30 protein-coding genes are annotated in these 23045 nt (G+C 75.6%); 15 read left to right on the top strand and 15 right to left on the bottom strand.

What is annotated here, in order from left to right; translation table 11 throughout:
- Positions 1-206: 206 nt before the first annotated feature.
- From ACI79F_RS04950 to ACI79F_RS04965, 4 genes are all read right to left on the bottom strand, one after another.
- The gene (locus tag ACI79F_RS04950; protein ID WP_456543968.1) at positions 207-860 is read right to left on the bottom strand and encodes a response regulator; all 654 of its coding nucleotides are present in this window, start codon (positions 858-860) and stop codon (positions 207-209) included.
- Positions 857-2029, bottom strand: a complete 1173-nt coding sequence (locus tag ACI79F_RS04955) for a sensor histidine kinase (protein WP_456543967.1) — start codon at positions 2027-2029, stop codon at positions 857-859. The genes ACI79F_RS04950 and ACI79F_RS04955 overlap by 4 nt, the downstream gene beginning before the upstream one ends.
- Before the next feature lie 78 nt (positions 2030-2107).
- A complete protein-coding gene (locus ACI79F_RS04960; protein ID WP_456543966.1) occupies positions 2108-2893 on the bottom strand; it encodes an alpha/beta fold hydrolase in 786 nt (261 codons plus the stop codon).
- The gene (locus ACI79F_RS04965; protein WP_456543965.1) at positions 2890-3933 is read right to left on the bottom strand and encodes an ABC transporter substrate-binding protein; all 1044 of its coding nucleotides are present in this window, start codon (positions 3931-3933) and stop codon (positions 2890-2892) included. The genes ACI79F_RS04960 and ACI79F_RS04965 overlap by 4 nt, the downstream gene beginning before the upstream one ends.
- Positions 3934-4030: 97 nt before the next feature.
- Here ACI79F_RS04965 and ACI79F_RS04970 point away from each other — a divergent pair, with 97 nt between their 5' ends.
- The 3 genes from ACI79F_RS04970 to ACI79F_RS04980 are packed head-to-tail and all read left to right on the top strand — an operon-like array spanning position 4031 to position 5903.
- A complete protein-coding gene (locus ACI79F_RS04970; RefSeq protein WP_456543964.1) occupies positions 4031-4531 on the top strand; it encodes a nuclear transport factor 2 family protein in 501 nt (166 codons plus the stop codon).
- On the top strand, positions 4528-5400 hold the full coding sequence (locus ACI79F_RS04975; protein ID WP_456543963.1) for a VOC family protein: 873 nt from the start codon (positions 4528-4530) through the stop codon (positions 5398-5400). The genes ACI79F_RS04970 and ACI79F_RS04975 overlap by 4 nt, the downstream gene beginning before the upstream one ends.
- Positions 5397-5903 (top strand): nuclear transport factor 2 family protein, encoded by a 507-nt coding sequence (locus ACI79F_RS04980; protein WP_456543962.1) that lies wholly within the window; start codon positions 5397-5399, stop codon positions 5901-5903. The genes ACI79F_RS04975 and ACI79F_RS04980 overlap by 4 nt, the downstream gene beginning before the upstream one ends.
- A gap of 15 nt (positions 5904-5918) precedes the next feature.
- On the opposite strand, the gene ACI79F_RS04985 is transcribed toward ACI79F_RS04980, so the two are convergent.
- The 3 genes from ACI79F_RS04985 to ACI79F_RS04995 all read right to left on the bottom strand — a co-directional run bounded on the left by ACI79F_RS04985 (position 5919) and on the right by ACI79F_RS04995 (position 7454).
- The gene (locus ACI79F_RS04985) at positions 5919-6215 is read right to left on the bottom strand and encodes a hypothetical protein (protein ID WP_456543961.1); all 297 of its coding nucleotides are present in this window, start codon (positions 6213-6215) and stop codon (positions 5919-5921) included.
- Between the two features lie 128 nt (positions 6216-6343).
- Positions 6344-7144 (bottom strand): CPBP family intramembrane glutamic endopeptidase, encoded by an 801-nt coding sequence (locus tag ACI79F_RS04990; protein WP_456543960.1) that lies wholly within the window; start codon positions 7142-7144, stop codon positions 6344-6346.
- Positions 7145-7154: 10 nt separating this feature from the next.
- Positions 7155-7454 carry a DUF4190 domain-containing protein gene (locus ACI79F_RS04995; RefSeq protein ID WP_456543959.1) on the bottom strand — a complete coding sequence of 100 codons (300 nt, stop codon included), beginning with the start codon at positions 7452-7454 and terminating at the stop codon, positions 7155-7157.
- Positions 7455-7683: 229 nt separating this feature from the next.
- Between ACI79F_RS04995 and ACI79F_RS05000 the strand changes: the two genes are divergently transcribed.
- Positions 7684-8259, top strand: a complete 576-nt coding sequence (locus ACI79F_RS05000) for a dihydrofolate reductase family protein (RefSeq protein ID WP_456543958.1) — start codon at positions 7684-7686, stop codon at positions 8257-8259.
- A 2-nt stretch (positions 8260-8261) separates the two neighbouring features.
- On the opposite strand, the gene ACI79F_RS05005 is transcribed toward ACI79F_RS05000, so the two are convergent.
- Together ACI79F_RS05005 and ACI79F_RS05010 are read right to left on the bottom strand one after the other, a co-directional pair.
- The gene (locus tag ACI79F_RS05005) at positions 8262-8945 is read right to left on the bottom strand and encodes an NRDE family protein (protein WP_456543957.1); all 684 of its coding nucleotides are present in this window, start codon (positions 8943-8945) and stop codon (positions 8262-8264) included.
- A 32-nt stretch (positions 8946-8977) separates the two neighbouring features.
- Entirely contained in the window at positions 8978-9247 is a 270-nt protein-coding gene (locus ACI79F_RS05010; protein ID WP_456543956.1) for a hypothetical protein, read from the bottom strand.
- Positions 9248-9331: 84 nt separating this feature from the next.
- Here ACI79F_RS05010 and ACI79F_RS05015 point away from each other — a divergent pair, with 84 nt between their 5' ends.
- The 3 genes from ACI79F_RS05015 to ACI79F_RS05025 are packed head-to-tail and all read left to right on the top strand — an operon-like array spanning position 9332 to position 12170.
- The gene (locus ACI79F_RS05015; protein WP_456543955.1) at positions 9332-9679 is read left to right on the top strand and encodes a response regulator; all 348 of its coding nucleotides are present in this window, start codon (positions 9332-9334) and stop codon (positions 9677-9679) included.
- The gene (locus tag ACI79F_RS05020) at positions 9676-11520 is read left to right on the top strand and encodes a histidine kinase (RefSeq protein ID WP_456578882.1); all 1845 of its coding nucleotides are present in this window, start codon (positions 9676-9678) and stop codon (positions 11518-11520) included. Before ACI79F_RS05015 ends, ACI79F_RS05020 begins: the two co-directional genes overlap by 4 nt.
- Complete coding sequence (locus ACI79F_RS05025; RefSeq protein WP_456578883.1) at positions 11517-12170, top strand: response regulator transcription factor; 654 nt, start codon at positions 11517-11519, stop codon at positions 12168-12170. Before ACI79F_RS05020 ends, ACI79F_RS05025 begins: the two co-directional genes overlap by 4 nt.
- Before the next feature lie 14 nt (positions 12171-12184).
- Here the strand turns inward: ACI79F_RS05025 and ACI79F_RS05030 are convergent, their stop codons facing one another.
- The 3 genes from ACI79F_RS05030 to ACI79F_RS05040 all read right to left on the bottom strand — a co-directional run bounded on the left by ACI79F_RS05030 (position 12185) and on the right by ACI79F_RS05040 (position 14561).
- A complete protein-coding gene (locus ACI79F_RS05030) occupies positions 12185-12919 on the bottom strand; it encodes an SDR family NAD(P)-dependent oxidoreductase (protein WP_456543954.1) in 735 nt (244 codons plus the stop codon).
- A gap of 62 nt (positions 12920-12981) precedes the next feature.
- Entirely contained in the window at positions 12982-14199 is a 1218-nt protein-coding gene (locus ACI79F_RS05035) for an RNA polymerase sigma factor (RefSeq protein WP_456543953.1), read from the bottom strand.
- Positions 14196-14561, bottom strand: a complete 366-nt coding sequence (locus ACI79F_RS05040) for a YciI family protein (protein WP_456543952.1) — start codon at positions 14559-14561, stop codon at positions 14196-14198. The genes ACI79F_RS05035 and ACI79F_RS05040 overlap by 4 nt, the downstream gene beginning before the upstream one ends.
- Positions 14562-14695: 134 nt before the next feature.
- Between ACI79F_RS05040 and ACI79F_RS05045 the strand changes: the two genes are divergently transcribed.
- From ACI79F_RS05045 to ACI79F_RS05080, 8 genes are all read left to right on the top strand, one after another.
- Positions 14696-15115, top strand: coding sequence for an MmcQ/YjbR family DNA-binding protein (locus ACI79F_RS05045; protein WP_456543951.1), 420 nt, complete (start codon positions 14696-14698; stop codon positions 15113-15115).
- 53 nt (positions 15116-15168) lie between these two features.
- Complete coding sequence (locus ACI79F_RS05050) at positions 15169-15648, top strand: SRPBCC family protein (RefSeq protein WP_456543950.1); 480 nt, start codon at positions 15169-15171, stop codon at positions 15646-15648.
- 52 nt (positions 15649-15700) lie between these two features.
- The gene (locus tag ACI79F_RS05055; RefSeq protein WP_456543949.1) at positions 15701-16279 is read left to right on the top strand and encodes a dihydrofolate reductase family protein; all 579 of its coding nucleotides are present in this window, start codon (positions 15701-15703) and stop codon (positions 16277-16279) included.
- Positions 16276-16686: a VOC family protein gene (locus tag ACI79F_RS05060; RefSeq protein WP_456543948.1), complete on the top strand. Its 411-nt coding sequence runs from the start codon at positions 16276-16278 to the stop codon at positions 16684-16686. Before ACI79F_RS05055 ends, ACI79F_RS05060 begins: the two co-directional genes overlap by 4 nt.
- A 240-nt stretch (positions 16687-16926) precedes the next feature.
- Complete coding sequence (locus tag ACI79F_RS05065) at positions 16927-17907, top strand: ABC transporter substrate-binding protein (protein ID WP_456543947.1); 981 nt, start codon at positions 16927-16929, stop codon at positions 17905-17907.
- 1 nt (position 17908) lies between these two features.
- Positions 17909-18664 carry an ABC transporter permease gene (locus ACI79F_RS05070; RefSeq protein WP_456543946.1) on the top strand — a complete coding sequence of 252 codons (756 nt, stop codon included), beginning with the start codon at positions 17909-17911 and terminating at the stop codon, positions 18662-18664.
- Positions 18665-18725: 61 nt separating this feature from the next.
- The gene (locus tag ACI79F_RS05075) at positions 18726-19364 is read left to right on the top strand and encodes a DUF1989 domain-containing protein (protein ID WP_456543945.1); all 639 of its coding nucleotides are present in this window, start codon (positions 18726-18728) and stop codon (positions 19362-19364) included.
- Positions 19357-20148, top strand: coding sequence for an ABC transporter ATP-binding protein (locus ACI79F_RS05080; RefSeq protein ID WP_456543944.1), 792 nt, complete (start codon positions 19357-19359; stop codon positions 20146-20148). The genes ACI79F_RS05075 and ACI79F_RS05080 overlap by 8 nt, the downstream gene beginning before the upstream one ends.
- Positions 20149-20215: 67 nt before the next feature.
- Here ACI79F_RS05080 and ACI79F_RS05085 read toward each other — a convergent pair whose 3' ends face one another.
- From ACI79F_RS05085 to ACI79F_RS05095, 3 genes are all read right to left on the bottom strand, one after another.
- On the bottom strand, positions 20216-21034 hold the full coding sequence (locus ACI79F_RS05085; protein ID WP_456543943.1) for an alpha/beta fold hydrolase: 819 nt from the start codon (positions 21032-21034) through the stop codon (positions 20216-20218).
- A 125-nt stretch (positions 21035-21159) separates the two neighbouring features.
- Positions 21160-21801 carry a response regulator gene (locus ACI79F_RS05090; protein WP_456543942.1) on the bottom strand — a complete coding sequence of 214 codons (642 nt, stop codon included), beginning with the start codon at positions 21799-21801 and terminating at the stop codon, positions 21160-21162.
- Positions 21788-23011: a sensor histidine kinase gene (locus tag ACI79F_RS05095; RefSeq protein ID WP_456543941.1), complete on the bottom strand. Its 1224-nt coding sequence runs from the start codon at positions 23009-23011 to the stop codon at positions 21788-21790. The genes ACI79F_RS05090 and ACI79F_RS05095 overlap by 14 nt, the downstream gene beginning before the upstream one ends.
- Positions 23012-23045 lie beyond the last annotated feature (34 nt).

Raw genomic sequence — 23045 nt, forward strand, 5'->3', positions numbered from 1 at the left:
CGCCCGCCTCCGTCGCACCGGCGGTTCCCCGCCTCCCCCGCGCGGGGGAGGACCGGCGGCGCCCTCCCGCCCGAGGAGGAACCGGCCGCCGTCCTCCCTCACCGCAGCGCGTCCTCCCTCACCGCAGCGCGTCCTCCCTCACCGCGCACCGTGAGGGAGGACGCCGCACGATCAGGTGAGCTGATCGTGGCCGGGGAGGGGCGGCGTCAGGTGCCGGGGCGGACGATCCCGTGCTCGTAGGCGTGGATGACCGCGTGGATCCGGTCGCGCAGCCCGAGCTTCATCAGCACGTTGCCGACGTGCGTCTTCACCGTGTGCTCGCTGACCACCAGCCGGGTGGCGATCTCGGCGTTGGACAGCCCGCGGGCCAGCAGCTCGAGGGTCTCCTGCTCGCGGGCGGTCAGCGGGCCGGCCGGGACGGGGGCCGCCGGGGCGGGGCGGGCGCGGACGAAGTCGGCCAGCAGCCGCCGGGTGACCGAGGGCGCCAGCAGCGCGTCCCCGGCGGCCACCACGCGCACGGCGGCGACGAGGTCGTCACGGCCGACGTCCTTGAGCAGGAAGCCGCTGGCCCCGGCCTCCAGCGCCGCGTACACGTACTCGTCGAGGTCGAAGGTGGTGAGCACGAGCACCCGGGTGGCGGGGGAGTCGGCGACGACGGCGCGGGTCGCGGCGATGCCGTCCAGCCGCGGCATGCGGATGTCCATGAGGACGACGTCGGGCCGCTCCCGTCGGGCCAGGGCGACCGCCTCCTCGCCGTCGCCGGCCTCCCCGACGACGACCAGGTCGTCCTGGGCCTCGAGGATCATGCGGAACCCGGCCCGGACCAGTCCCTGGTCGTCGGCCAGCAGGACGCGGGTCACCGCTGCGGCACCGCGGCCAGCGGCAGGTCGGCGGTGACCCGCCAGCCGCCGTCCGGTCCGGGGCCGGCGGTCACCGAGCCGCCGACGGCGGCGGCCCGCTCCCGCATGCCGACCAGCCCCCGGCCGGCGCCGGGCGGCGCGGCGCCGCCGAGCCCGTCGTCGGTGACGTCGAGGCGCAGCCGGTCGGCCGAGGCCTCGACGGTGACGACGACGCGGGCCGGGCCGGCGTGCTTGACCACGTTGGTGAGCGCCTCCTGCACGATCCGGTAGCCGGCCAGGTCCAGCGCCGGCGGGGCCTGCGGGAGCGGGTCGGGCACGCGCAGGTCGACGTCCACCCCGGCAGCGCGCACCGACGCGACCAGCTCGGGCAGCCGGGCCAGGCCCGGCTGGGGCGCCAGCGGGCCGGCCTCGTCCTCGCGCAGCACGCCGAGCATCCGGCGCAGCTCGGTCAGCGCCGCCTTCCCGGTCGCGCTGATCGCGTCGAACGCCTGGACGGCGCGCTGCGGGTCCCGCTCGACGACGACCGGCCCGGCCTCGGCCTGCACGACCATCATGCTGACCGAGTGGGCGAGCACGTCGTGCATCTCCCGGGCGATGCGGTTGCGCTCCTCGACCACGGCCTGCCGCGCCTCCGCCGCCCGGGTCCGCTCCAGCGACGCGGCGCGCTCCTCGGCGCGGGCCTCGGCGAGCCACCGGCTGCGGGCGGCGTCCCCCAGCAGCCAGGCGGCGGCGAAGGTCAGGTAGAGGATCGTGACGTCCTCGAGGTCGGTGGCCGACGGATCGGACAGCAGGGCGGCGGCGATGCTCACCGTCGCGATGCCGGCGGCGAGCAGGGCCAGCCGCCGGGTGGCGTGCGCCGCGACGCTGTACATGGCGACCAGCCCGGCGAAGTAGACCGCCGGGTCGGGCAGGTCGCTGAGCCCCTGGACGGCGGTGAGCGCGCCGCAGACCAGGCTGACGGTGAACGGGAACCGGCGGCGCCACACCAGCGGCAGGCACTGGCCGGCCACCACCGCGTACCCCCACCACGGCGTCGGCGGGCAGCCGCAGGAGGCCGGGCGCAGCAGCGGCTGCAGCGAGACCACCAGCACGACCACCGCCAGCAGCGCGTCGACCACCCGCGGGTGGTCGGCCCACTGGCGCCGCCAGTCACGGGGGAGGCCGGTCACCCGGCGATCCTCCCAAGCGCCCCTGGCCACCCGACTCCCTCGCGCGGGGGATCTCGCGGACCGGCGGCGCCGGACGGCTCAGCCCGCGTGCCCGGCGCGGGCGAGCCACTCGCCCAGCAGGGCGCGCAGCACGTCCGGCCGCTCGTGCGGCAGGGCGTGGCCGGCGTCGTCGACCACGGCCAGCGACGCGTCCGGGAGCCGGCCGGCGAGCTCGGCGGCCGCCGCGTACCCGACCGTCGAGTCCAGCCGGCCGGCCACGACCGCCGTCGGCCCGGGGTAGGGGCCGCCGGGCGCGGGGGTGAGCCCCCACCGCGCGCCGATCCGTTCCATCGCCGCCTCGTCGACCAGGGCGAGGGACGGGGCGACGAACCGCTGGTACCGCTCGAGCATCTCCGGCGTCTGCACCACGAAGTAGCTCCGGAAGTCCTCGTCGCCCAGATCGCCCGCCCCGGCGACGACGCGGTGCCCGGGCACGTCGTGCACGCCGGCCAGCAGCGGGCAGACCAGCGCCAGGCCGGCGACCTGCTCCGGCCGCCGGTCGGCCATCCCCAGCGCGAGGTAGCCGCCGGCCGAGTGGCCGGCCAGCAGGTACGGCGTCCCGCCGGAGAGCCGGTCGGCGAGGTCGAGCAGGGCGCCGACCACGTCGTCGGCGCCGCGCAGCGTCTCCGGGGCCGGGGTGCGGCCCATGCCGGGCAGGTCGGGGTAGACCCGGCGCAGCCCGGGGACGCCGGCCAGCGCCGGCTCGAAGCAGGCCTCGGCCTCCCGGTGGTCGACGCCCCCGCCGTGCAGCACGAGCACCAGGCGCCCGGCCCCGTGCCCGGCGCAGGAGAACGTCGTCCCCCCGGCCGGCACCTCGACGGTCACAGCTCGACCGTGGCGCCGTCCCGCCACTGCCGCAGCACCAGGTAGCGGCCGTGCAGTGCGCCGCGGTCGTGGTGACCGAAGCCGAGCAGCGTGCCCTCGTGGCCCTGCGCGGCGGGCAGCCACTTGACCGCCTCGAGCCCCTCGCGCACGCCCTCCCGGGTGCGCTCCGGCGCGCGGGCGAGCCCCTCGGCGACCAGCCGGCCCATGTCGTACTGGTAGGCGACGCCGAAGCCCGGCCGGTCGGCCGGTCCCAGCCGCCGGCGCAGGGCGGTCAGCGTGGTGTTCCGGTCGGAGTGCATGTCCACGTACACCCAGCCGTCGATCACCCGCGCGACGTCGGGCGCGTAGCCGCGCAGGCCGCAGGTGTTCATCACCTTCGGCCCGGCGAACCCCGCGGCCGTGACCGCCCGGGCGACGGCCGGCGCGGCCAGGCCCAGGCCCAGGTAGACGACGGCGTCCGCGCCGGCCAGGACCGCGCCCACCTCGTCGGCGGCGTCCGCGGCCGAGACGGCGACGCCCGCGGTGCCGGACAGCCGCACGCCCAGCACGTCGGCCTCGTCCTGCAGGAAGGTCAGGTGCCGGCGGCCGATGGGGGAGCGGTCGTACACGACGCCGACCCGCCGCGCGCCGACCTCGTGCAGGTGGCGGGCGATGACCAGCGACTCGTCCTCGTGCGAGCCGACCTGGAGCTGGAACATGTACTCGCCGCGGCCGCGCTCGGTGCCCGCCCAGTTGATCGTCGGCAGCCGGTACCGCTGCGCCAGCGGGGTCACGACCAGGGAGTTGTCCCCGATCGCCGGGCCCACGACGAGCAGCACGTCGTCGTCGGCCAGCCGGGCGTAGGCCCGCTCCACGGCCGCCGCCGTCCCCTCCGGGAGGCCGAGCCCCCAGGCGGGGACGAACTCGACGTCGCGGTCCAGCCGGCCGGCCTCCAGCAGCTCGTCGACGGCCACGCGCAGCAGGTCGCCGGGGTCGCCGGCCGGGCCGCCGGGGCCGGCCGCCATGTCGTTCAGGACACCGACGCGGTACGGCTCGGCCACGCAGACCTCCCTCGGGGACGGGCGGCCAGTATGGGGGTGCCGAGCGGCCTACCGTGACCCTTGCCACAGGACCGGGGCGCGGTCAGGATCGGCGGCCATGACCTCCTACACGCCCGACGAGCTCGCCACCCTCGAGGCCCTGCGCCAGGTCAAGGCGCGCTACTCGTACCTGCTGGACACCAAGCAGTGGGAGGCCTGGGCGGAGCTGTTCACCGAGGACTTCCGCTGGGCGACCGAGGGCGGCATGGCGATCGAGGGCCGCAAGGAGTTCGTGGCGATGGTGGAGTCCCAGATCGGCACCGTGCCGACCGTGCACCAGTTCCACGCCCCGGTGCTGGAGCTGCTGTCGCCGACCACCGCCTCCGGGTTGTGGCCGATGTTCGACTACGTCGGCTTCCCCGACACCCCGATCCAGGGCTACGGCTACTACCACGAGACCTACCGGCTGACCGACGGCGCCTGGCAGATCTCCACGCAGTTCCTCTCCCGGCTGCGGACCGACGTCGTGGCCGGCCTGGCCTCGGGCATCCAGACGGTGATCTCGCCGCTGGAGGTGGCCAAGGAGGCCACCGCGGCGCTGCCCGGCCTGGCGCGGTGACCGCCGCGTCGGCCACGCGGGCGCCCGCCCGGGTCAAGCGGGTGGTGCACACCATCCACGCCGTCCGGGACATCGACGCCTGCCGCATGCGGTACCAGGACCTGCTGGGCGGGCTTGTCTTCGCCGAGGGCTACTTCGAGCCCGAGGACCGGGACATGGCGCTGCTGTACGTCACCGACCACATGATCGAGCCGATGGCGCCGCGGCACGCCGACGACCTGTCCAAGCCCTACGCGCGCTACCTCGCCCGGTACGGGGAGGGCTGGCACTCGTTCGAGCTGCGGATCGAGGACTGCCCGGACGTCGCCGCGCGGCTCGAGGCCGACGGTTACACGCTGGCCTCCAACTACGGGATGTTCTTCTACGTCCGGCCCGAGTCGACCGGCGGGATCCTGCTCGAGGCCTGCGACGTCGCGCTGCCCAACGACCCCCACGACCGGCGCAACTGGCGGCCGGACTGGGCGGAGGGGACGCCGTCGTCGCTGCTGCGGCTGGACCACATCGCCTGCGTCGTCGGCGACCTGGAGCGGGCCCGGCACCTGTTCACCACCTACGTCGACGGCGAGGTGCTCGACGAGGGCCGGCTCACCGCGCCCCAGCCGGCCCGGCGGGTGCTGCTGCGGCTCGGCGACGCGCACGTGGCGCTGATCCAGCCCGACGCGGACGACGGCGTGCTGGGGGCGTTCGTCCGGCCACCCACCTCGGGCGTGTACGCGCTGGTGTGGGCGGTCGAGGACCTCGGCCGGGCACGGGCGTTCTTCGCGGAGAAGGGCCTGCGGGTGACCGAGGAGGGCTGCGTCTCCGGCGGCTTCGCGATCGACCCCGCGGACTTCCAGGGCGCCCGGCACGAGTTCGTGGCCGCCCGATGACCTCCCCCGACGACCTGCGGGCCGAGGTGGCGGTGCTGGCCGCCCGGGTGCGCGCGCTGGAGGACCGCGAGGAGATCGCCCGGCTGGCCGCCCGGTACGGGCCGGCGGTCGACGTCGGCGACCCGGAGCGGGCGGCCGCGCTCTGGACGGAGGACGGCGTCTACGCCGCGCCGCCGTACGCGGTGTGGACCGGCCGGGAGGAGATCGCCGGCATGGTCGCCGGCGGGCACCAGGACCTGATCCGCCGCGGCGCCGGGCACGTGCTGACCCCGCTGCACGTCGAGCTGGACGGCGACGAGGCGCGCGGCTGGAACCACGCCCTGAACGTGCAGTGGCGGCCGGAGGAGGGGCACTTCGTCGTCTTCCGGCTGTCGGCCAACGAGTGGGACTTCCGCCGCGGACCGGACGGGTGGCGGGTCACCAGCCGGGTCAACCGGCCGCTGGACGGCGCCGAGGAGGCCCGGGAGCTGTTCCGCGGCAGCGCGGAGGCCGGCCGTGGCTGAGCGGGTGGTCGCCGGCTAGGGGCGCGGGTTGGTGCGGGTCCAGCCGCGCTCGTCGCGGCGGGCGCCCATGCCGGCGCGGCAGCGGCGGCAGACCTCGGCCACCTCCTCCGCGTGCCGGCCGGACTCCGGCTGCACGTCGGCCCAGCTGACGTGCGGGAAGCGGCTCAGACCCGACTTGCTCAGCGCCAGGCCGCAGACGGTCTCGTTGCGGCCGCGCTCCCAGGCGTGCACCTCGCCCGCGGGGTAGCGGATCCCGTCGTCGGGGTCGACCCAGGTGCCGGCGGCCGCGACCGCCGCGTTGCGCATCGCCATGCCGCCGTCCCTACCCAGCCGCGCGGCCGGTGCTCGCCCTCACCCCGCAGCGCTGCCGTCGGGCCCGGCGGCGACAGGAGCGCTGCCGGGTGACGGTCTGCGGGTGGCGCGGCCCGGCTGGTCCGCCGTCAGCCGGACAGTGCCAGGCCGATGCCGATCGCCAGGGCGTTGTAGGTGGCGTGCACCATGATCGCCGGCGCGAGCCGCCCGGTGATCCGGACGACGAAGCAGTTGCCCAGCCCGAGCGCGCCGACCGACAGCGCGAGCGTGACCGCGCCGAGCAGCGTCTCGACCTGGTGCACGTGGAAGAGCGCGAACAGCAGCGACGACAGCAGCGCGGCCGGCCAGAAGCGCATCCGGCGCATGAAGCTGCGCAGCAGCAGGCCGCGGAACATCAGCTCCTCGGTGACCGGTGCGAGGACGACGGCCGCGAGGACCAGCACGACGACCCCGAGCACCGTGGGGTCGCCGGTCGGCAGGTTCGACGACTCCTCCAGGGCGCGGCCGTCGCTGAGCACCGCGGCGACGGACACGACCGCCGTCCGGCAGGCGTAGATGACGAGGAAGCCGACCAGCCAGGGCAGCCAGTCGCGCTTCCGGACCCGGTCGAGGCCGAAGGCCGCCCGCCAGCCGCCGGCACGGGCCGCGACCGGGCGGCCGGAGGCGAGGAGCGCGCCGAGCAGCAGGAGCTCGCCGCCGATGAGGACGGCGACCGCGAGGACCGTGCCGCCCGGCCCGTCGTACAGCGCCGCGGCGTGGCTCAGGACGAGGACGCCGGCCAGGGCGGCCAGCGGGCCGAGCCAGGTCCGCAGGCCCCAGGAGCCCGGGTCCCGGTCGCGGGCGGCCCGCACCTGCTCGTCGAGCACCGTGCGCTCGACGAGCAGGCGCCGGGCCTGCCCCTCCGACAGCTCCGGGCGGAGGGCGGTCACCGCGGTCGGGTCAGCCGACGTTGAAGGTGAAGGACCCGCCGTTGTTGGCGGCGACGACCACCAGGAGGACGAACAGCAGCAGGTCGACGACGCCGAGGACCACGGCCGCGATGGCCAGGCCCTTGTGCGGGGCGCCGCGCTTGGCGCGGTTGAGGCCGATGCCGCCGAAGACGATCGCCAGCGGGCCGAGGATGACGGAGAAGAACAGCAGGCCGACGAGACCGCAGACGAAGCCGGCGACGGCGAGCCCGTTGCCCTGCGTGCGGCCGGGGGCCGGGGTCTGGCTGGTGTACGAGGTGTCCTGGCTCATGGCGGGGTCTCCGTCTGCTCGGGCTGCCGATGTCGCGGCCGCCACTACCCGGGGCGAGCCGGTCGGGGAACCGCGCTCACCCGATCGGGCGACCCTGCCGGGCCGGCGGTCACCGGCTGCGCACGAGGTGTCGGCCCACGGTCCGGCGGAGGGGCCGGGCGGAGCGATGAGTCCCCGTCCCGCGCGCGGTCGGAACGGGGGAGCGGACGACGCCGGAGAGGGGACCGCCATGCCGGACCTGATGGTCGACTTCATCATCTCGCTGGACGGCTACGGGGGCGCGGACGGCTGGCCCGGCTTCTGGGGGATGGAGGGCCCGGAGTACCTCGCCTGGCTCGACGACGACGGTGCCCAGCCGGTCACCACCCTCATGGGCGCGACGACCTACCGGCTGATGTCCGGGTTCGCCGCCGAGGCCCCGGCCGAGGACGCGGTCATGGCGGCGCTGACGGCGATGCCCAAGGTGGTGTTCTCCTCCACGCTCGAGGAGCCGCTGTCGTGGGCCAACACCGAGCTGGTCCGCGGCGACGCGGTCGAGGCCGTCCGGGCGATGAAGCGCGACGGGTCGCGGCCGCTGCGCACGCTGGGCAGCGTCAGCCTCTGCCGGTCGCTGCTCTCCGCCGGCCTCGTCGACCGCTACCGGGTGGTGGTCTTCCCGGTCATCACCGGCGCCACCGGGAACGACCGCGTCTTCGACGGCTATCCCGACGTCGCGCTCGACCTCGTCGAGCACCGCCTGTTCGACGGGCGGCTGCAGCTGCTCGAGTACGCGCCGCGGGTGCTCGAGGGCCCGCCGGGCGCCTGAGGTCAGCCGCCGAGCTCGAGGACCTGCCAGGGCTCGCCGGTCCACGGCCGCCGGCTGTGCTCGATGCGCAGCACGCCGGGGGCCGCCTCGATCAGCTCGGCGAAGACGGTCGCCCACACCCGGCCGTCCTCCTCGTGCCGGACGACGAGGGCGCCGGGGTCGTCCTGCGGGGGCTCGAGCCGGGCCCGCCAGTCCCCCGGACGGTCGGCGGCCGCGAAGTCGGCCAGGTAGCGGTCGGCCTTGCGGTCCTCGGGGCCGCCGGAGGTCAGCATGTGGGTGCCGGGCGGGTGCTCGGTGGTGCGGACGTCGGAGCCGTCGAAGTCCCAGGTGACGGCCCGGTCGGGGGTCACGAGGAGCAGCGCGAAGCTGGCCATCCCGCGCAGGTCGAGGTGCTCGGTCCAGTCGAAGCCGTGCTCGGCGGCCAGCAGGGGGAGCACGCCGCGGCTGGGCGCGCCCGGGTCGGCCTCCCGCTTGGCCGGCCGGTTCACCAGCAGCGCCGTCGTCCCGGTGCCGACGTGCGTGGCGCACCAGGTGCCGCCCGCGGTGCGGTCCCGGCCGCCGACCAGGTCCGGGTGCTCCGGCCACCACGCGCCCGGGTCGTCGAACTCCCGGGCGGTGGACTCGTCGCGGAGCGCCAGGACCTGCACCGGCCGACCCAGCGACCTGCGGACGACGACGGTGCACACGCGGCCATCGTGTCAGCAGGCCCGGTCGCCGGTCAGACGCCGGGGCGGGTGCAGGCCGCCGAGGCGGCCAGTCGGCTGTTGTAGGCGTCGGAGTACAGGCGGACGGTCCGCCCGTCGACGCGGATGCTGCCCGGCCACTGCGCGGCGCGGGCCAGGACCTGTGCGCACGACGGTTCGGCCGGCGCCGGTTCGGCCGCCGCGACCGCGCCGCCGGCGCCCAGGAGGGCGGCGGTGACCAGCGCGGTGGTGCCGAACCGGCGGAGCGGGGTGCTGGGGCGGGGGAGGACTCGTGGAGTGGTCATGGCGCAACGCTGTCGCCGCGCCGGGGCGACCACATCAGGGCTGTCCCTGACCCGCGCGTCGCCGGATGCGGCCAGGATGGCCCGGTGGCGATCCGTGTCGTCATCGTCGACGACCACGACGGCTTCCGGGCCCGGCTCCGGGAGCTCCTCGCGCTGGACGCCTTCGACGTGGTCGGCGACGCCGCCGGCAGCGCGGAGGGCGTGGCGATCACCGCCGACCTGCGGCCCGACCTGGTGCTGCTCGACGTGATGCTGACCGACGGCGAGGGCTTCGACCTGGTGCCGGTGCTGCAACGCTCGGGGGCGGCCGTGGTGCTGATCTCCAGCCGGGACCGCCGGGACTACGGCGGGCGGGTGGAGGCGTCCGGCGCCGAGGGGTTCCTGAGCAAGGCGGACCTCTCGCCGGCCGCGGTGCGGGAGGTGCTGGGATGACGCTCGTCCGGACCGGTCACCGGCCGCGGCCGGTCGACGCCCTGTTCGCCGGCGGGGTCGTCGTCGCCGTCGTCGGCAACGTCCTGGGGCAGATCCCGTTCGCCACCAGCGCGTTCCGGCCCCAGCTGGGCTACCAGGTGTTCGACGCCGCCGTCGGGATCGTCTACGCCGTCTGCGCGGCGCTGGTGTGGCGGCTGTCGCCGCGCCGCACGCCCGCCGTCCTCATGCTCGCCGTCGCCTACTCCCGCTTCGTCGGCACGTTGGGCCTGTCCCTCATGTCCGAGCACGCGTCCTGGTCGCTGCTGTTCGCGTTGCAGGGGTGGGTCGACGCGCTCGCGCCCTGGATCGCGCTGGCCTACCCCCGCGGCCGGCTGGGCGACGTGTGGGCCCGGGCCGTGGTCGCCGGGCTGCTGCTGCTCTACACCGGACGGTCGCTGCTCCGCGCCTTCTTCATCGACGCCGGCACCTGGGGCTGGTGCGACTGCGTCCCCAACCCCCTGGCGCTGCCCGCCGACCCCGAGCTCATGGCGACGCTGCACGAGGTCACCGGGCAGTGGATGCACGCCGTGCTCTACGCCGCGGCGCTGGTCCTGGTCCTGGTCCGCTGGGCGCGCAGCAGCGCGCCGCTGCGCTCGGTGGCCTTCCTCATGCCGCTGGCCTTCGCCGCCTGGACCGCGCTCAGCCTCGGCTTCGACCTGCAGGCGTTCTTCGGCATCGAGGTCTGGGGCGTCAACTCGCAGTACCTGGAGCAACCGATCATCTGCGCCATCCCGCTGGCCTACGTCGCCGGCCTGGTGCACCTGCGGGCGATGCGCGGCCGGGTCGTCGACCTGGTGGCGGCCGCCGGCGGCGGGCCGGACCGGGCGGCGTGGGAGGAGGCGCTCGGCGCGGCGGTCGGCGACCCGCGGATGCGGCTGCTGTGGTGGGACGACGGGGACCGGGTGCACCGCGACAGCGCCGGGCGGCGGGTCGACCCCGACCGGCTCGACCCCGACCTGGCCCGGCTGCTGGTGGGGACGGCGGAGCGGCCGGTGGCGCTGGTGCTCCACGACCCGGCGCTCGCGGAGAGCCGCCCCCTGCTGGAGTCGCTGGCCGCGGCGCTGCGGCTGGCGGCCGACAACGAGCGGCTCACCCGCGACCTGCAGGCGTCGCTGCGCGAGGTGCAGCAGTCCCGAGCGCGCATCGTGGAGGCCGGGGACGCCGCCCGCCGGCGCATCGAGCGGGACCTGCACGACGGCTCCCAGCAGCTGCTGGTGGCGCTGGCCGTGAGCCTGCGGATCGCGCACGCCCAGGCCCGCGCCCGCGGGGACGACGCGCTGACCGGGCAGCTGGCCGACGCCGCGGACCAGCTGGCGCAGGCGCTGGGGTCGCTGCGCGAGCTGGCGCGCGGCATCCACCCCAGCGTCCTCACCGAGGGCGGGCTGGAGCCGGCGCTGCGGGAGCTCGCCGCGCGCAGCCCCCTGCCGGTGGAGGTGGACGTCGACGTGCCCGCCGCGCTGCCCGAGGTGGTCGCCGCGACGGCGTACTTCACCGCCGCCGAGGCGCTGACCAACGCGGCCAAGCACTCCCTGGCCGCCTCCTGCTCGGTCCGGGCCCGCGCCGACGGTGACCGGCTGGAGGTGACGGTGGTCGACGGGGGCACCGGCGGGGCCGACCCGGACGGCTCCGGGCTGCGCGGGCTCGCCGACCGGGTCGAGGCCGTCGGCGGCTCCCTCCGCGTGGACAGCCCACCGGCGCGCGGCACCCGGCTCACCGTCGTCCTCCCGCTCGCGGCCGCCGTCCCCGCGCCGCGGCCGGCGCCGGCCGCGGAGCCGGCCGGCCTGCCCCGGGCGGAGCCGTGAGCCTGCGCGTCGCGGTCGCCGACGACTCCGTGCTGGTCCGCCGGGGCGTCAGCCAGGTGCTGGACAGCTGCGGGCTGGACGTCGTCGCGGCGGTGGGCACGGCCGAGGACCTGCTCGCCGTGGCCGCAGCCGACTCCCTGGACGCCGCGGTGGTCGACATCCGGATGCCGCCGACGCACACCGACGAGGGGGTCCGGGCGCTGGAGACCCTGCGCGCGCGGGGGTCTCCGGTGGGCGTGCTGCTGCTGTCGATGTACGTGTCGGTGCCCTCGGCGCTGCGCGTGCTCGCGGCCGGGCGCGGCACCGGCTACCTGCTCAAGGAGCGCGTCGCCGACGAGCGGGCGCTGGCCGACGCGGTCGGCACCGTCGCCGCCGGCGGGTCGGTGGTCGACCCCGAGCTGGTCGCCGTCCTGTCGGCCCAGCGCGACACCCTGCGGGCGCTGGACACCCTCACCGAGCGGGAGCGCGACGTCGTGCGGCTGATGGCCGAGGGCCGGTCCAACCGCGGGATCGCCACCGCGCTGTTCGTGGGGCTCAAGACGGTGGAGACCCACATCGCGCACATCATGCTCAAGCTGGGCATCGACGAGTCCGACGACGACCACCGGCGCGTGCTGGCCGTGCTGCGCTGGCTGGGCCGCCCGACCTGATCCGCACCCGGCCGTCAGCGCGCCTCGGGGTCGGGTCCGTTGACCGCGCGGCCGCCGTCGACCGGCAGCACCGCGCCGTTGACGAAGCCGGCGGCGGGGGAGAGCAGGAAGACGACGGCGGCGGCGACCTCCGCGGGCGTCCCGGCGCGGCCGACCGGGTGCAGGTCGGCCATCTGCGCGTCGACCTCCGGGTGCTCGGCGCGGTACCGCTCGGAGCGGGCGGTGCTGATCGAGCCGAGCGCCACGGCGTTGGTGCGGATGCCGTCGGGCCCGTGGTCGACGGCCACCGCCCGGGTCAGGCCCTCGACCGCGGCCTTGGCGGTGGCGTAGGGCAGCGCGCCGCGGACCGGGCGCTGGGCCTGGTGTGAGCTGACGTTGACGATCGCGCCGCCGCGGCCGTGGGCGAGGAAGTGGTGCACCGCGGTGGAGCAGCCGGTGACGGCGAGCGCGAGGTTCGCGGTGATCAGCCCGAGCACCTCGCCGGCGGTCGCGGAGCGCAGGTCGGCGTCGCGGAAGACGGCGGCGTTGTTCACCCAGCCGGTCAGCGGGGCGGCGGCCTCCGCGCGCTCGGCCGCGCGGACGGTGACGGCGGGGTCGGCGGCGTCGCCGGCGAGGAACTCGACCTGCTCGTGCTGCCACGCGGGCTCGGTGGTGTCGAGCACGACCACCGCGCCCTCGGCGGCCAGCGCCTCCGCGATGGCCCGGCCGACACCCTGGGCGGCGCCGGTGACGACGAAGGACCGCTCCACGGTGCGCGCCTCCTCGGGAACGGGCGGACACGGCCATCGCAGCACGGCCGGGGGCCCGGCGGTCAGTCTCGGGTCGCCTCCAGCCGGCGCAGCCGGTCACGGAGGTGGCGCTGCTCGGCGACGTTGACGGTGGCCGCGACCGCCCGGCGGTAGGCGCCGGCGGCCTCCCCGGTGCGGCCCAGCCGTTCGAGCAGGTGGGCCCGGACGGCGTCGACGCGGGCCAGGCGGGGGTGCTCCGCGACCAGGGCGTCGAGGGCGGTCAAGGCCTCGGCCGGGCCCGCCACCATCGCCTGGGCGACGACCCGGTTGAGCGCGACCGTCGGGTTGCGGCCCTCGGTGAGCCGCTCGAGCAGCATGTAGAGCAGGTGGATCTCGGCCCAGTCGGTCGAGGCGGTGTCCGGCGCCGCGGCGTGCAGCCCGGCGATGCAGGCCTGCAGCAGGTAGGGGCCGGGGACGGCGCCGGGGGTCACGGCGTCGAGCAGCGCCAGGCCCTCGGCCACCAGGGCGCCGTCCCACCGCGTGCGGTCCTGCTCGTCGAGCGGGACGAGCCGCCCGCCCGGGCCGACCCGGGCGGGGTGCCGGGCCTCGGTGAGCAGCATGAGCGCGAGCAGCCCGGCGACCTCGGTGGAGCCGGGGACCGCCCGCCGGAGCAGCCGGGCGAGGTGGATGGCCTCCGCCGCGAGGTCGGCGTCGCGGGCCGGGGCGCCGGTGGTCGTGTGGTGGGCCTCGGTGGACATGACGTACAGGACGTCGAGCACCGGCCCGAGCCGGTCACCCGGCGCTGCCGGCCGGTGCAGCGCGCCGCCCTCGGCGAGCCGGCGCTTGGCGCGGGTGATCCGCTGGGCGATGGTCGCCTCGGGGAGCTGGTAGGCGTTGGCGATCTGCGCGGTGCTGAGGCCCGCGACGGCGCGCAGGGTCAGGGCCACCTGCTGCGGCCGCGGCAGGTCGGGGGAGCAGCAGAGCCGGAGCAGCAGGAGGGCGTCGTCGCTCTGCTGCGCCGCGGTCTGCAGCGGCGCGGCGAGCCGGGCCTCGCGCTCCTCGCGGTCCCGCCGGCGGACGTCGCTGCGGACCCGGTCGACGTACCGGCGGCGCGCGGTCGCGACCAGCCAGGCCCGCGGGTCGCCGGGCGGCTCGGCGGCCCACTGCCGGTGCGCGTCGAGGAGGGCCTCCTGGACGGCGTCCTCGCAGAGGTCGAACTGGTCGCGGCCGTAGGTGCGCAGCAGCCGGGCGAGGGTCTGTGGTGCCAGCTCGCGCCACAGACCCTCGTCGGGGGTGGTCATCCGTCGCCGAGGTCGGCGAACACCACCGGGCGGATCTCCAGGGCCAGGCCGGGGATCCGCGCGTCGGGGATCTGCAGGGCGAGCTCGACGGCGCGCGCCTCGTCCTCGACGTCGACCAGGTAGAAGCCGCCCATGAACTCCTTCGCCTCGACGAAGGGGCCGTCGGTGACCTCGGGGCGGTCGCCGCCGCGGACGACCTTGGACCGGCTCGGGTCGCCCAGCGCCTGGGTGGCGATGAACTCGCCGCTCTCCTTGGTGGCGGCCATGAACGCGCCGTGGCCCTCGCCGATCGCCTGCTGCTGCTCCTGGGTGAGCTGCTCCAGCACGGCCGGGTCGACCTGCATCAGGATCACGTACCTCACGTCGTCCTCCTCGTCGGATCGCCACCCGTGGTGGGTGACGCGCCCGGTGGTCGTCACCGGCCCCGCGGATACGACAGCTCCGGCGGGGATTTCTGTGCTGTGCCGTCGCCGCGTCCGCTCCTACGCTGCCCGCCGTGACCGCTGACCGGCCGGCGCGCGTCGAGGACGTGCACGAGCTCGCGCAGGCGATGCCGCACGTGACCGTCGTCCACGGCGGCAAGGGCAACGCCGTCTACCAGGTCGGGAGCAAGTCCTTCGTCTTCTTCCGGACGCCGCGGCCGGACGCCGTGGACCCGGCGACGGGGGAGAAGCTGCCCGACGTGATCGTGTTCTGGGTGGAGTCCGAGGCCGACAAGCTGGCCCTGGTCCAGGACGAGTCGACGCCGTTCTTCACCACCCCGCACTTCGACGGCCACCCGTCGGTGCTGGTGCGGGCGAGCCGGCTGGGGGAGATCACCCGGCAGGAGCTGGCCGAGGTGGTGCAGGACGCCTGGCTGGCCCAGGCCTCGCCCCGCCGGCGGGCCGCCTGGCTGGCGGCGCACGCCCCCGGGTGACCGCCGCACGGAGCCGTGGCCCACGTCCCGACGGACGCTTACGCTCCGCCGCCATGGCGACCGACACGTACACCGTCGAGAGGTCGGCGACGATCGCCGCTCCACCCCAGCGCGTGTACGAGGAGATCGTCGACTTCCACCGCTGGCCGGCGTGGTCGCCGTGGGAGGACATCGACCCGGCCATGCGCCGTGAGTACTCCGGCGCCGGGTCCGGCGTCGGCGCCGCCTACGCCTGGTCGGGCAACCGCAAGGCCGGCGCGGGCCGGATGACCGTCGTCGAGGCCGCCGAGCCCTCCCGGGTGCGCATCGACCTGGTCTTCGAGAAGCCGTTCAAGGCCCACGACGAGATCATCTTCGCCATCGCCCCCGACTCCGGCGGCTCGCGGGTCACCTGGACGATGCTCGGTCGCCGGACGCTCGCCGTCCGGCTGATGGGCATGGTCAGGTCGATGGACGCCATGGTGGGCCCGGACTTCGAGAGGGGCCTCGGCCGACTCCGGGCGGCGGTCGAGGCGCCGGCGGGCGGCGCCTGACCCGACCAGTTCCGGGCCCGCGGCGGGTCTGCACTGCGTGATCCGGCTGGACATGACCCTGTCGCTCGACGGCTTCGTCGTCGGCCCGGACGACGGCGTGGACGCGCCGATGGGCGCCGGGGGTTTCCGGCTGTTCAACTGGCTCGACCACCGCCTCGGACCCGGGCCGAGCGGCCAGGTGTTCGCGGAGTCGATGGCGACGCGTGCGGTGATCGCCGGCCGCCGCACGTACGAGCACGCCGGTCGGTGGCAGGGCGACCACCACGACGGCGTCCCGGTGTTCGTGCTGACGCACTCCGTGCCGCCGGAGCCGCCGCCGGGCAGCGTCCGCTACGCCACCGACGTCCGCGACTGCGCCGCGCAGGCCCGCGCTGCCGCCGGCGACGCCGACGTGGCGGTGCTGGGCGCCGGGGCCGCGCAGGCGCTGCTGCGGGCCGGGGAGCTCGACGAGATGGAACTGCACGTGGTGCCCGTGCTCCTCGGCGCGGGACGGCGGCTGTTCGACCACCTCCCGGCGGGGCCGACCGAGCTGGAGCTCACCCGCACGCTGGAGGCCTCCGACACCGACCCCGAGCACCGCGTCCTGCACCTGCGCTACCGCGTCCGGCGGACCGGGGGCGAGGAGCGGTGAGGACGCTGCACGTCGGCCTGCGGGTCGCGGACCCCGATCGGGCCCTGGCGTTCTACACCGCCGTCGGCTACGAGGTGGTCGGCCGGGTGCCGGACAGCCCGGCCGGGCAGCTGACGATGCTGAAGCTGCCGGACGACGACGTCGTGTCGCTCGAGCTGGTCCACGACCCCGACGCGGTCGGCGAGCCGGGTTCCGGGCTGAGCCACCTCGTCGTCCAGGTGGAGTCGATGGCGGCCACGGTGGGCGAGCTGCGGGCGCGGGGGATCGAGGTCGCCGACCCGTCCTCGCCCGACGGGTCCGCGGACTTCCTCACCGGCTGGATCACCGACCCCGACGGCAACCGGATCGAGCTGGTGCAGTGGCCGCCCGGCCACCCGGACGGGATGACCGCGGCCGACTTCGCGTGACGGGTCAGCCGCGATCAGCTCGTCGAGGTGCGTGTCGTCACCCATCTGCTGGGCCGGAGCATCTCCGCGACGACCGCCCGGGCGCTCGGAGCTCCCGTCACCGCAGCCTCCCCCCGTGGGCGCTCGGCCGTGGCGGATCCGGTGCTCCCACCGGCACGGAGATGGGCGTGCCGAGAGGCCTTGACGGGTCATCTTGGTCGCAAGAGACTTCCGCCCCAGTCCTCTGAAGCGGAGCATCCCATGCGGAGACGGCTCAGCATCCTCACATCCGTTGCCCTGGTGCTCGCGGTCGCCGGCTGTGGCGGGGGCGATGACGACGGCGACTCGGGCTCGGGCTCGGGGGGCCAGTCCGAGGTCACCTTCCTGCTCGACTTCGCCGTCGACGGCCTGCACGCCCCCCTCTACGTCGCCCAGGAGGAGGGGTACTTCGGCGACCGGGACCTGGCGGTGCAGATCGAGCCGGGCCAGGGCGGCGCGGCCACCGTCCAACTGGTGTCGGCCGGCCGTGCCGACATGGGCCTGGCCGATGCTGGTGCGGTCTCCGTCGGGATCGGCTCCGGGGCCGAGATGACCGCGGTGGGCGTGATCCTCAAGCGGACTCCCACCGTCACCGTGGCGCTGGCGGACTCGGGGATCGCGACCCCTCAGGACCTGGCCGGCAGGTCCTACGGGGACGCGCAGCAGGCAGCCACGACGGCGCTGCTCCCGGCGTTCCTCGAGGCCAACGGCGTGTCACGGGACGCGGTCGACTTCGTGGGAATGTCCTTCGAGACGCGCGTCCCGTCCCTGCAGAGCGGCCAGGTCGACGCGATCGGCGGCTTCGCCCAGGAGTTCGTGAACCTCGAGGACATCACCATGATCCCGTGGTTCGAGCACGGCATCGACTCCTACGGCACGGTCATCGTCGCCAACACCGACTGGCTGGCCGACAACGCCGACGTCGCCCGGGACGTGCTGGCCGCCGTCCAGCAGGGGCTCGACGACACCCTCGCGGACCCGCAGGAGGCGGCACGGCTCACGGCCGCCGACGACCGCGGGGACGAGGCGTACTTCGCCGCCGAGATCGAGGCGCTCGACCCGTTCTTCTCCGACGACCAGGGCGTCGGCCTGCAGATGTCCGAGGACCGGTGGCGAGCCACGCAGGAGCTCATGGTGACCTACGGCGGCCAGACCACCGAGGTGCCGATCGAGGACCTCTTCACCAACGAGTACCTCGGCTGAGATGGTCCCGCGGAGGGTGCTGGCGGGGCTGAAGGCCCTCGTCGGCCTGGCGCTGGTCGCGGCCCTCTGGCAGTACTGGGCGGGCGTGGTGCACCCGGACTCCATCGCGCTGCCGCCGCCGACCGACATCGTCGACTACGCGGTCGAGAACCCGGACGTGCTGCTCGAGGGCGCCGCGGCCACCCTCCGCGTGGTCGGGATGGGCTTCCTCATCGCGATGCTGGCCGCGGTGGCCCTGGCGGTCGTGTTCACCCTCGTCCCGCTCCTGCGGGACATGTTCCTCCCGCTGCTGGTCGTCACCCAGGTGACGCCGGTCGTGGCAGTGGCCCCGCTGCTGGTCATCTGGCTCGGGTTCGGGGACGCGCCGAAGGTCGCCATCGTCATCCTCGTGTCCTTCTTCCCGATCCTGGTCAACACGCTGGCGGGGATCGGCAGCGTGCAGCGCGAGGTGTCCGAGCTCGCCCGCGGGATCGGCGCCGCACGCTGGCGCACCGTCCGGTACATCTCCCTGCCGTCGGCGATCCCGCACTTCCTGGCGGGCGCCCGGGTGTCGATCGCGCTCGCCGTCATCGGCGCGGTCGTGGCGGAGTTCGTCGCCTCCGACGCCGGGCTGGGGTTCGTGATCCTGCGGGGCAGCGCACAGCTGCAGCCCGAGATGATGTGGGCCGGCGTCCTCGGCCTCGCCGTCATCGGCCTCGCGCTGTTCAACCTGGTCCGAGTGGTCGAGTACGTGATCACCCCGTGGAACCGCGCGTGAGGACGGCGCCGGTTCCGGGGGACCCAACCCCGGACGCGACCAGTGAGCGAGGGCGGAAGCCATGTCAGCCGGTATCCCCACCGTGCCCGGAGCGGTGCTACAGCGCATCGACATCCCCGCCCGCGGCTACGGCGCCTTCACCATGCGGGCGTCGAACGTGCTGCGGATCGTGGACTCGGAGGGGCAGCAGGTCGCGGACCTGGTGGCGTTCAACCTGCACGACCACCAGGAACGCCTCAACGGCGAGTCCACGATGCTGCTCAACGGCACGTACAACCCGCGGCAGGGGCACGTCGTCTACACCGACGACTGCAACCCGATGTTCACGATCATCGACGACCGGGTGGGCCGGAACTACCCGGGTGCCCTCATGTGCACCCAGGAGATGAACCTGATCCGCTACGGCGTGCCGGGCACGCTGAACTGCCGGGACAACCTGACCGCGGCTCTGCGGCCGTACGGCATCGGGATGAAGGAGATCCCCGGTGCCTTCACTCCCTTCATGAACGTGATCCACCATCCCGACGGGCGGGCCGAGATCGCGGAGCCGCCCTCGAAGGCCGGCGACTACATCGATCTGCGCGCCGAGATGGACGTGCTCGTGGCGATCAGCGCCTGCCCGCAGGAGCGCAACCCGGTCAACGGCTGGAACCCCACCCGGCTGGAGTGCGTCGTCTACCACCCGGGCGATCGTGACTGAGCAGCTCACCCGGCGGGATCTCGCGATCGAGATCTCCCAGGTGTCCAAGACCTTCCGCACGCGCAAGGGCGTCGTCGACGCGGTGTCGAGCGTGTCCCTGGCGATCGAGGAGGGCTCCTTCGTCAGCCTGCTCGGCCCGAGCGGCTGCGGGAAGAGCACCCTCCTCAAGATGGTGCTGGGCTTGGAGGAGCCCACCGCCGGGACCGTCTCGGTCAGCGGGCAGCCGGTCGGTGCGGCCCGTCGCGACGTCGGGATGATGCTCCAGACGCCGGCCCTGGTGCCGTGGCGCACCGTGCGCGACAACGTCCTGCTCCCGGTGGACCTGCTCGGCGGCGCTCGGCGGCGCGACCACCGGGCGCGCGTCGACGAGTTGCTGGCCATGGTCGGTCTGACCGCCTTCGCGGGGTCCTACCCCCGGGAGCTGTCCGGAGGCATGCAGCAGCGCGCGGCGCTGTGCCGGGCGCTGCTGTTCGACCCGGCGATCCTCATCCTCGACGAGCCGTTCGGGGCCCTGGACCACATCACCAGGGAGCAGTTGAACGACGAGATGCTGCGGATCTGCGCCGGCGGGGAGAAGACCGTCCTGCTCGTCACGCACGACATCGACGAGGCCGTCTACATGTCCGACCGCGTCGTCGTGATGTCGGCGCGGCCGGGGCGGGTCAACGAGGTCCTCGAGGTCGGGCTCCCGCACCCGCGCACCCTCACCACGCGCAAGGACCCGCGGTTCGAGACCAACGCCCTGCGCATCCGCGAACTGCTGGGCATCGGCTCGATCACCTGACGCGTGCTCCTCACCAGCAGAGGGCCTCGTCGGCGACCGCGCGTGCCGCTTCCGGCGGACACGCGGCTCAGGCCTGGACGGCGGACCGCCCGGCGTGCTCCCGGACGAACGCGGCGACCACGTCGTGCACGGCGTCGCGGTCGTGCTCGTTGAGGACGTCGTGCAGGTCGCCGGGGAAGGTCCGCAGCGTCGCCCGGGGGAGCTGGGCGACGAGGGCGCGGGAGTCGTCGACCGGGACCATCGGGTCGTCCTCGCCGTGCAGGACCAGCACCGGGATGGACGGGCGCCCCTCGGCCAGCGCGGCCGCCACCTCCGGCCAGGTCTGCATCACCGCCACCATGGTCTGCCGCGGCACGGGGCCGCGGTGGACCAGCGGGTCGTGCAGCAGCGCGTCCAGGTACTCGGGGTGGGTGCTGAACATCCGGCTCGGGTCGGGTGACTCGACCTCCTCGCTGCCGGCCCCGAACTCGGCCTCCACCCAGGGCAGCGGCCGGGCCGGCGGCGCGGAGACCACGAGCGCCTGCGCCAGCTGCGGGGAGCGCTGGGCGAGCAGGAGCGCGGCCAGGCCGCCGCCGGAGTGGCCCATCAGCACCAGCGGCCGGTCCGGGTGCTGGGCGCGGGCGAGGTTGGCCAGGATGCGCGCGTCGTCGACGTACTCGTCCCACGACGCCATGAGGTCGCGTTCCCCGTCGCTGCGCCCGTGGCCGATGGCGTCCAGCGCGTGGACGGCGACGCCGTCGGCGGTGAGCCGCCGGGCGAGCGGCTCGTAGAGCCCCAGGTGCTCGCCGAACCCGCCGTGGCAGAACACCACGACGGCGCGGACGTCGCCCTCGGGCAGCCAGGCGGAGTGGTGGATGCGTCCCCGGGAGCCGATGAAGAACGGCATCGCTCGATCCCTTCGCGAGGGTCGCGGACGAGCGCCGGCGGGTGCCGCCGGGCTCCTGCCGGGAGGAACGCTAGGGGCGGGCCCCGCGGGAGTCACGGGAGTTCTCGGATGTGCGACTCCGGTCGTCAGTTGCGGATGATCCGCTGCTCGATGGCCTTCGCGACCGCGCCGGCGCGGCTGTCGACGCCGAGCTTGGCGTAGATGTGCGAGAGGTGGGACTTGACGGTCGCCTCGCTGACCAGCAGCCGGCGGGCCATCTCCTTGTTGGCCAGGCCGTCGGCGAGCAGCCCGAGGATCTGCACCTCCCGCTCGGTGAGGGCCGGCTCGGGGGAGCGGGCGCGGCGCACCAGCACGCCGGCCACCTCGGCGGCGAGCACCGTCGTCCCGCGGGCCACGGCGCGGACCCCGCGGAACAGCTCCTCGGGCGGGGCGTCCTTGAGCAGGTAGCCGGCCGCGCCGGCGTCCAGGGCGGCGAGGATGTCGGCCTCGCTGACGTAGGTGGTCAGCACCAGCACCCGCGGCGGGTCGGGCAGCGCCCGCAGGGCGGCGGTGGCGGCCGCGCCGCCGGCACCGGCGCCCAGGTTGAGGTCCATGAGGACGACGTCGGGGCGGGCGCGCCGCACCACCTCCTCGGCGCTCTCCGCGTCGCGGGCCTCCCCGACGACCGCCAGGTCGGCCTGGCCCTCGAGGAGCGCGCGCAGGCCGGCGCGCACCACGGGGTGGTCGTCGACGAGCACGATCCGCAGCCCCGGCTCAGCGTCGGGCACCGGCGCCCCCGAGCGGGATGGAGAAGGCCAGGGCGGTGCCCTCGCCGGGGGCGGCCTCGACGGCGAGGGTGCCGCCGAACTGCGCCGCGCGGTCCTGGATGCCGGACAGCCCGCGGCCCCGCGCACCGGAGGCGCCGACGCGACGCGGGTCGAAGCCCGCGCCGTCGTCCCGCACGTCGAGGGAGACGGCGTCGGCCTGGTAGCTCAGCGAGACCGTCGCCGTCGTCGCGTCGGCGTGCTCCACCACGTTGGCCAGGGCGCCGCGGGCGGTGCGCAGCAGGGCGGTGGCCACGTCGGCGGGGACGTCGACCGGGACCCCGTCGACGTGCACGTCGACCCGTACGCCGCTGCCGCGCACCGCCCGCTCGCAGGTGCGGCGCAGCGCGGCCACGAGCGCCGGGCCGCTGCCGGCGCTGCCCAGCTCGGGCGGCGCGAGGTCGCGCACCACGCGGCGCACCTCCTCCAGGCCGTCGCGCGCGGCGACCGCGGCCTGCGCGACGTGCTCCCGCGCGGCGTCGGGCCGGGTGGTCCAGGCCTGCTCGGCCGCCTGGAGCAGCAGGTTGATGCTGGAGAGCGCCTGGGCGACGCTGTCGTGGATGTCCCGGGAGAGCCGGGTCCGCTCGGTCAGCACGCCGGCGCTGTGCTGGGCCTCGGCGAGGTCGCCCTGGGCCTCCTCCAGCTCGGACACCAGCCGCTGCCGGGACAGCGCCTCGCGCTCCAGCGCCCGGTAGGCCACCACGGTGAGGACGGCGACGCAGGCGGGGCCGGTGACGACGGTCAGGTCCACCTCCCCGTTCATCCGGGTCCAGGTGACCACGACGGCGACGGTCATCGCGGCGATCAGCGCGCACGCCGCGGGGAAGGCGAGCGCGCGCAGGGCGACGAAGGACAGCGGCACCGCGATCCAGGCGAACGACGGCGCCAGCGCGAGCAGCACGGCCCAGATCAGCACCAGCCCCAGGCACCAGGCCGCCGCCGACGGCCCGGCTCCGCGCCGGGCGGACCGGGGACGGGCGAGGGCGCAGGCGACCAGCAGGGCCGCGGCCCCCAGCACCGCCGGCGCGCGGTCGCCGAGCCCGTGCCCGTCCACGTAGCGGGCGGCGGAGGCCAGGGTGAGGACGACGAGGACGACGTCCAGCCACCGGTCGAGCCGGGCGTCGCCGGCCAGGATGCCGCGCACGCCGCGGCGGCGTTCGGGCACCTCGTCCATGACCGGTCGACGCTACGACCTGCGGGGCGCCCGC

This window comes from Blastococcus sp. SYSU D00868 (assembly GCF_054050575.1).

Coding starts and splice junctions, on each gene's coding strand:
- ACI79F_RS04970 (WP_456543964.1), top strand. CDS start 4,031: ATGACCTCCTACACGCCCGACGAGCTCGCCACCCTCGAGGCCCTGCGC.
- ACI79F_RS04980 (WP_456543962.1), top strand. CDS start 5,397: ATGACCTCCCCCGACGACCTGCGGGCCGAGGTGGCGGTGCTGGCCGCC.
- ACI79F_RS04985 (WP_456543961.1), bottom strand. CDS start 6,215: ATGGCGATGCGCAACGCGGCGGTCGCGGCCGCCGGCACCTGGGTCGAC.
- ACI79F_RS04995 (WP_456543959.1), bottom strand. CDS start 7,454: ATGAGCCAGGACACCTCGTACACCAGCCAGACCCCGGCCCCCGGCCGC.
- ACI79F_RS05000 (WP_456543958.1), top strand. CDS start 7,684: ATGCCGGACCTGATGGTCGACTTCATCATCTCGCTGGACGGCTACGGG.
- ACI79F_RS05010 (WP_456543956.1), bottom strand. CDS start 9,247: ATGACCACTCCACGAGTCCTCCCCCGCCCCAGCACCCCGCTCCGCCGG.
- ACI79F_RS05020 (WP_456578882.1), top strand. CDS start 9,676: ATGACGCTCGTCCGGACCGGTCACCGGCCGCGGCCGGTCGACGCCCTG.
- ACI79F_RS05035 (WP_456543953.1), bottom strand. CDS start 14,199: ATGACCACCCCCGACGAGGGTCTGTGGCGCGAGCTGGCACCACAGACC.
- ACI79F_RS05050 (WP_456543950.1), top strand. CDS start 15,169: ATGGCGACCGACACGTACACCGTCGAGAGGTCGGCGACGATCGCCGCT.
- ACI79F_RS05055 (WP_456543949.1), top strand. CDS start 15,701: ATGACCCTGTCGCTCGACGGCTTCGTCGTCGGCCCGGACGACGGCGTG.
- ACI79F_RS05065 (WP_456543947.1), top strand. CDS start 16,927: ATGCGGAGACGGCTCAGCATCCTCACATCCGTTGCCCTGGTGCTCGCG.
- ACI79F_RS05070 (WP_456543946.1), top strand. CDS start 17,909: ATGGTCCCGCGGAGGGTGCTGGCGGGGCTGAAGGCCCTCGTCGGCCTG.
- ACI79F_RS05075 (WP_456543945.1), top strand. CDS start 18,726: ATGTCAGCCGGTATCCCCACCGTGCCCGGAGCGGTGCTACAGCGCATC.
- ACI79F_RS05085 (WP_456543943.1), bottom strand. CDS start 21,034: ATGCCGTTCTTCATCGGCTCCCGGGGACGCATCCACCACTCCGCCTGG.
- ACI79F_RS05095 (WP_456543941.1), bottom strand. CDS start 23,011: ATGGACGAGGTGCCCGAACGCCGCCGCGGCGTGCGCGGCATCCTGGCC.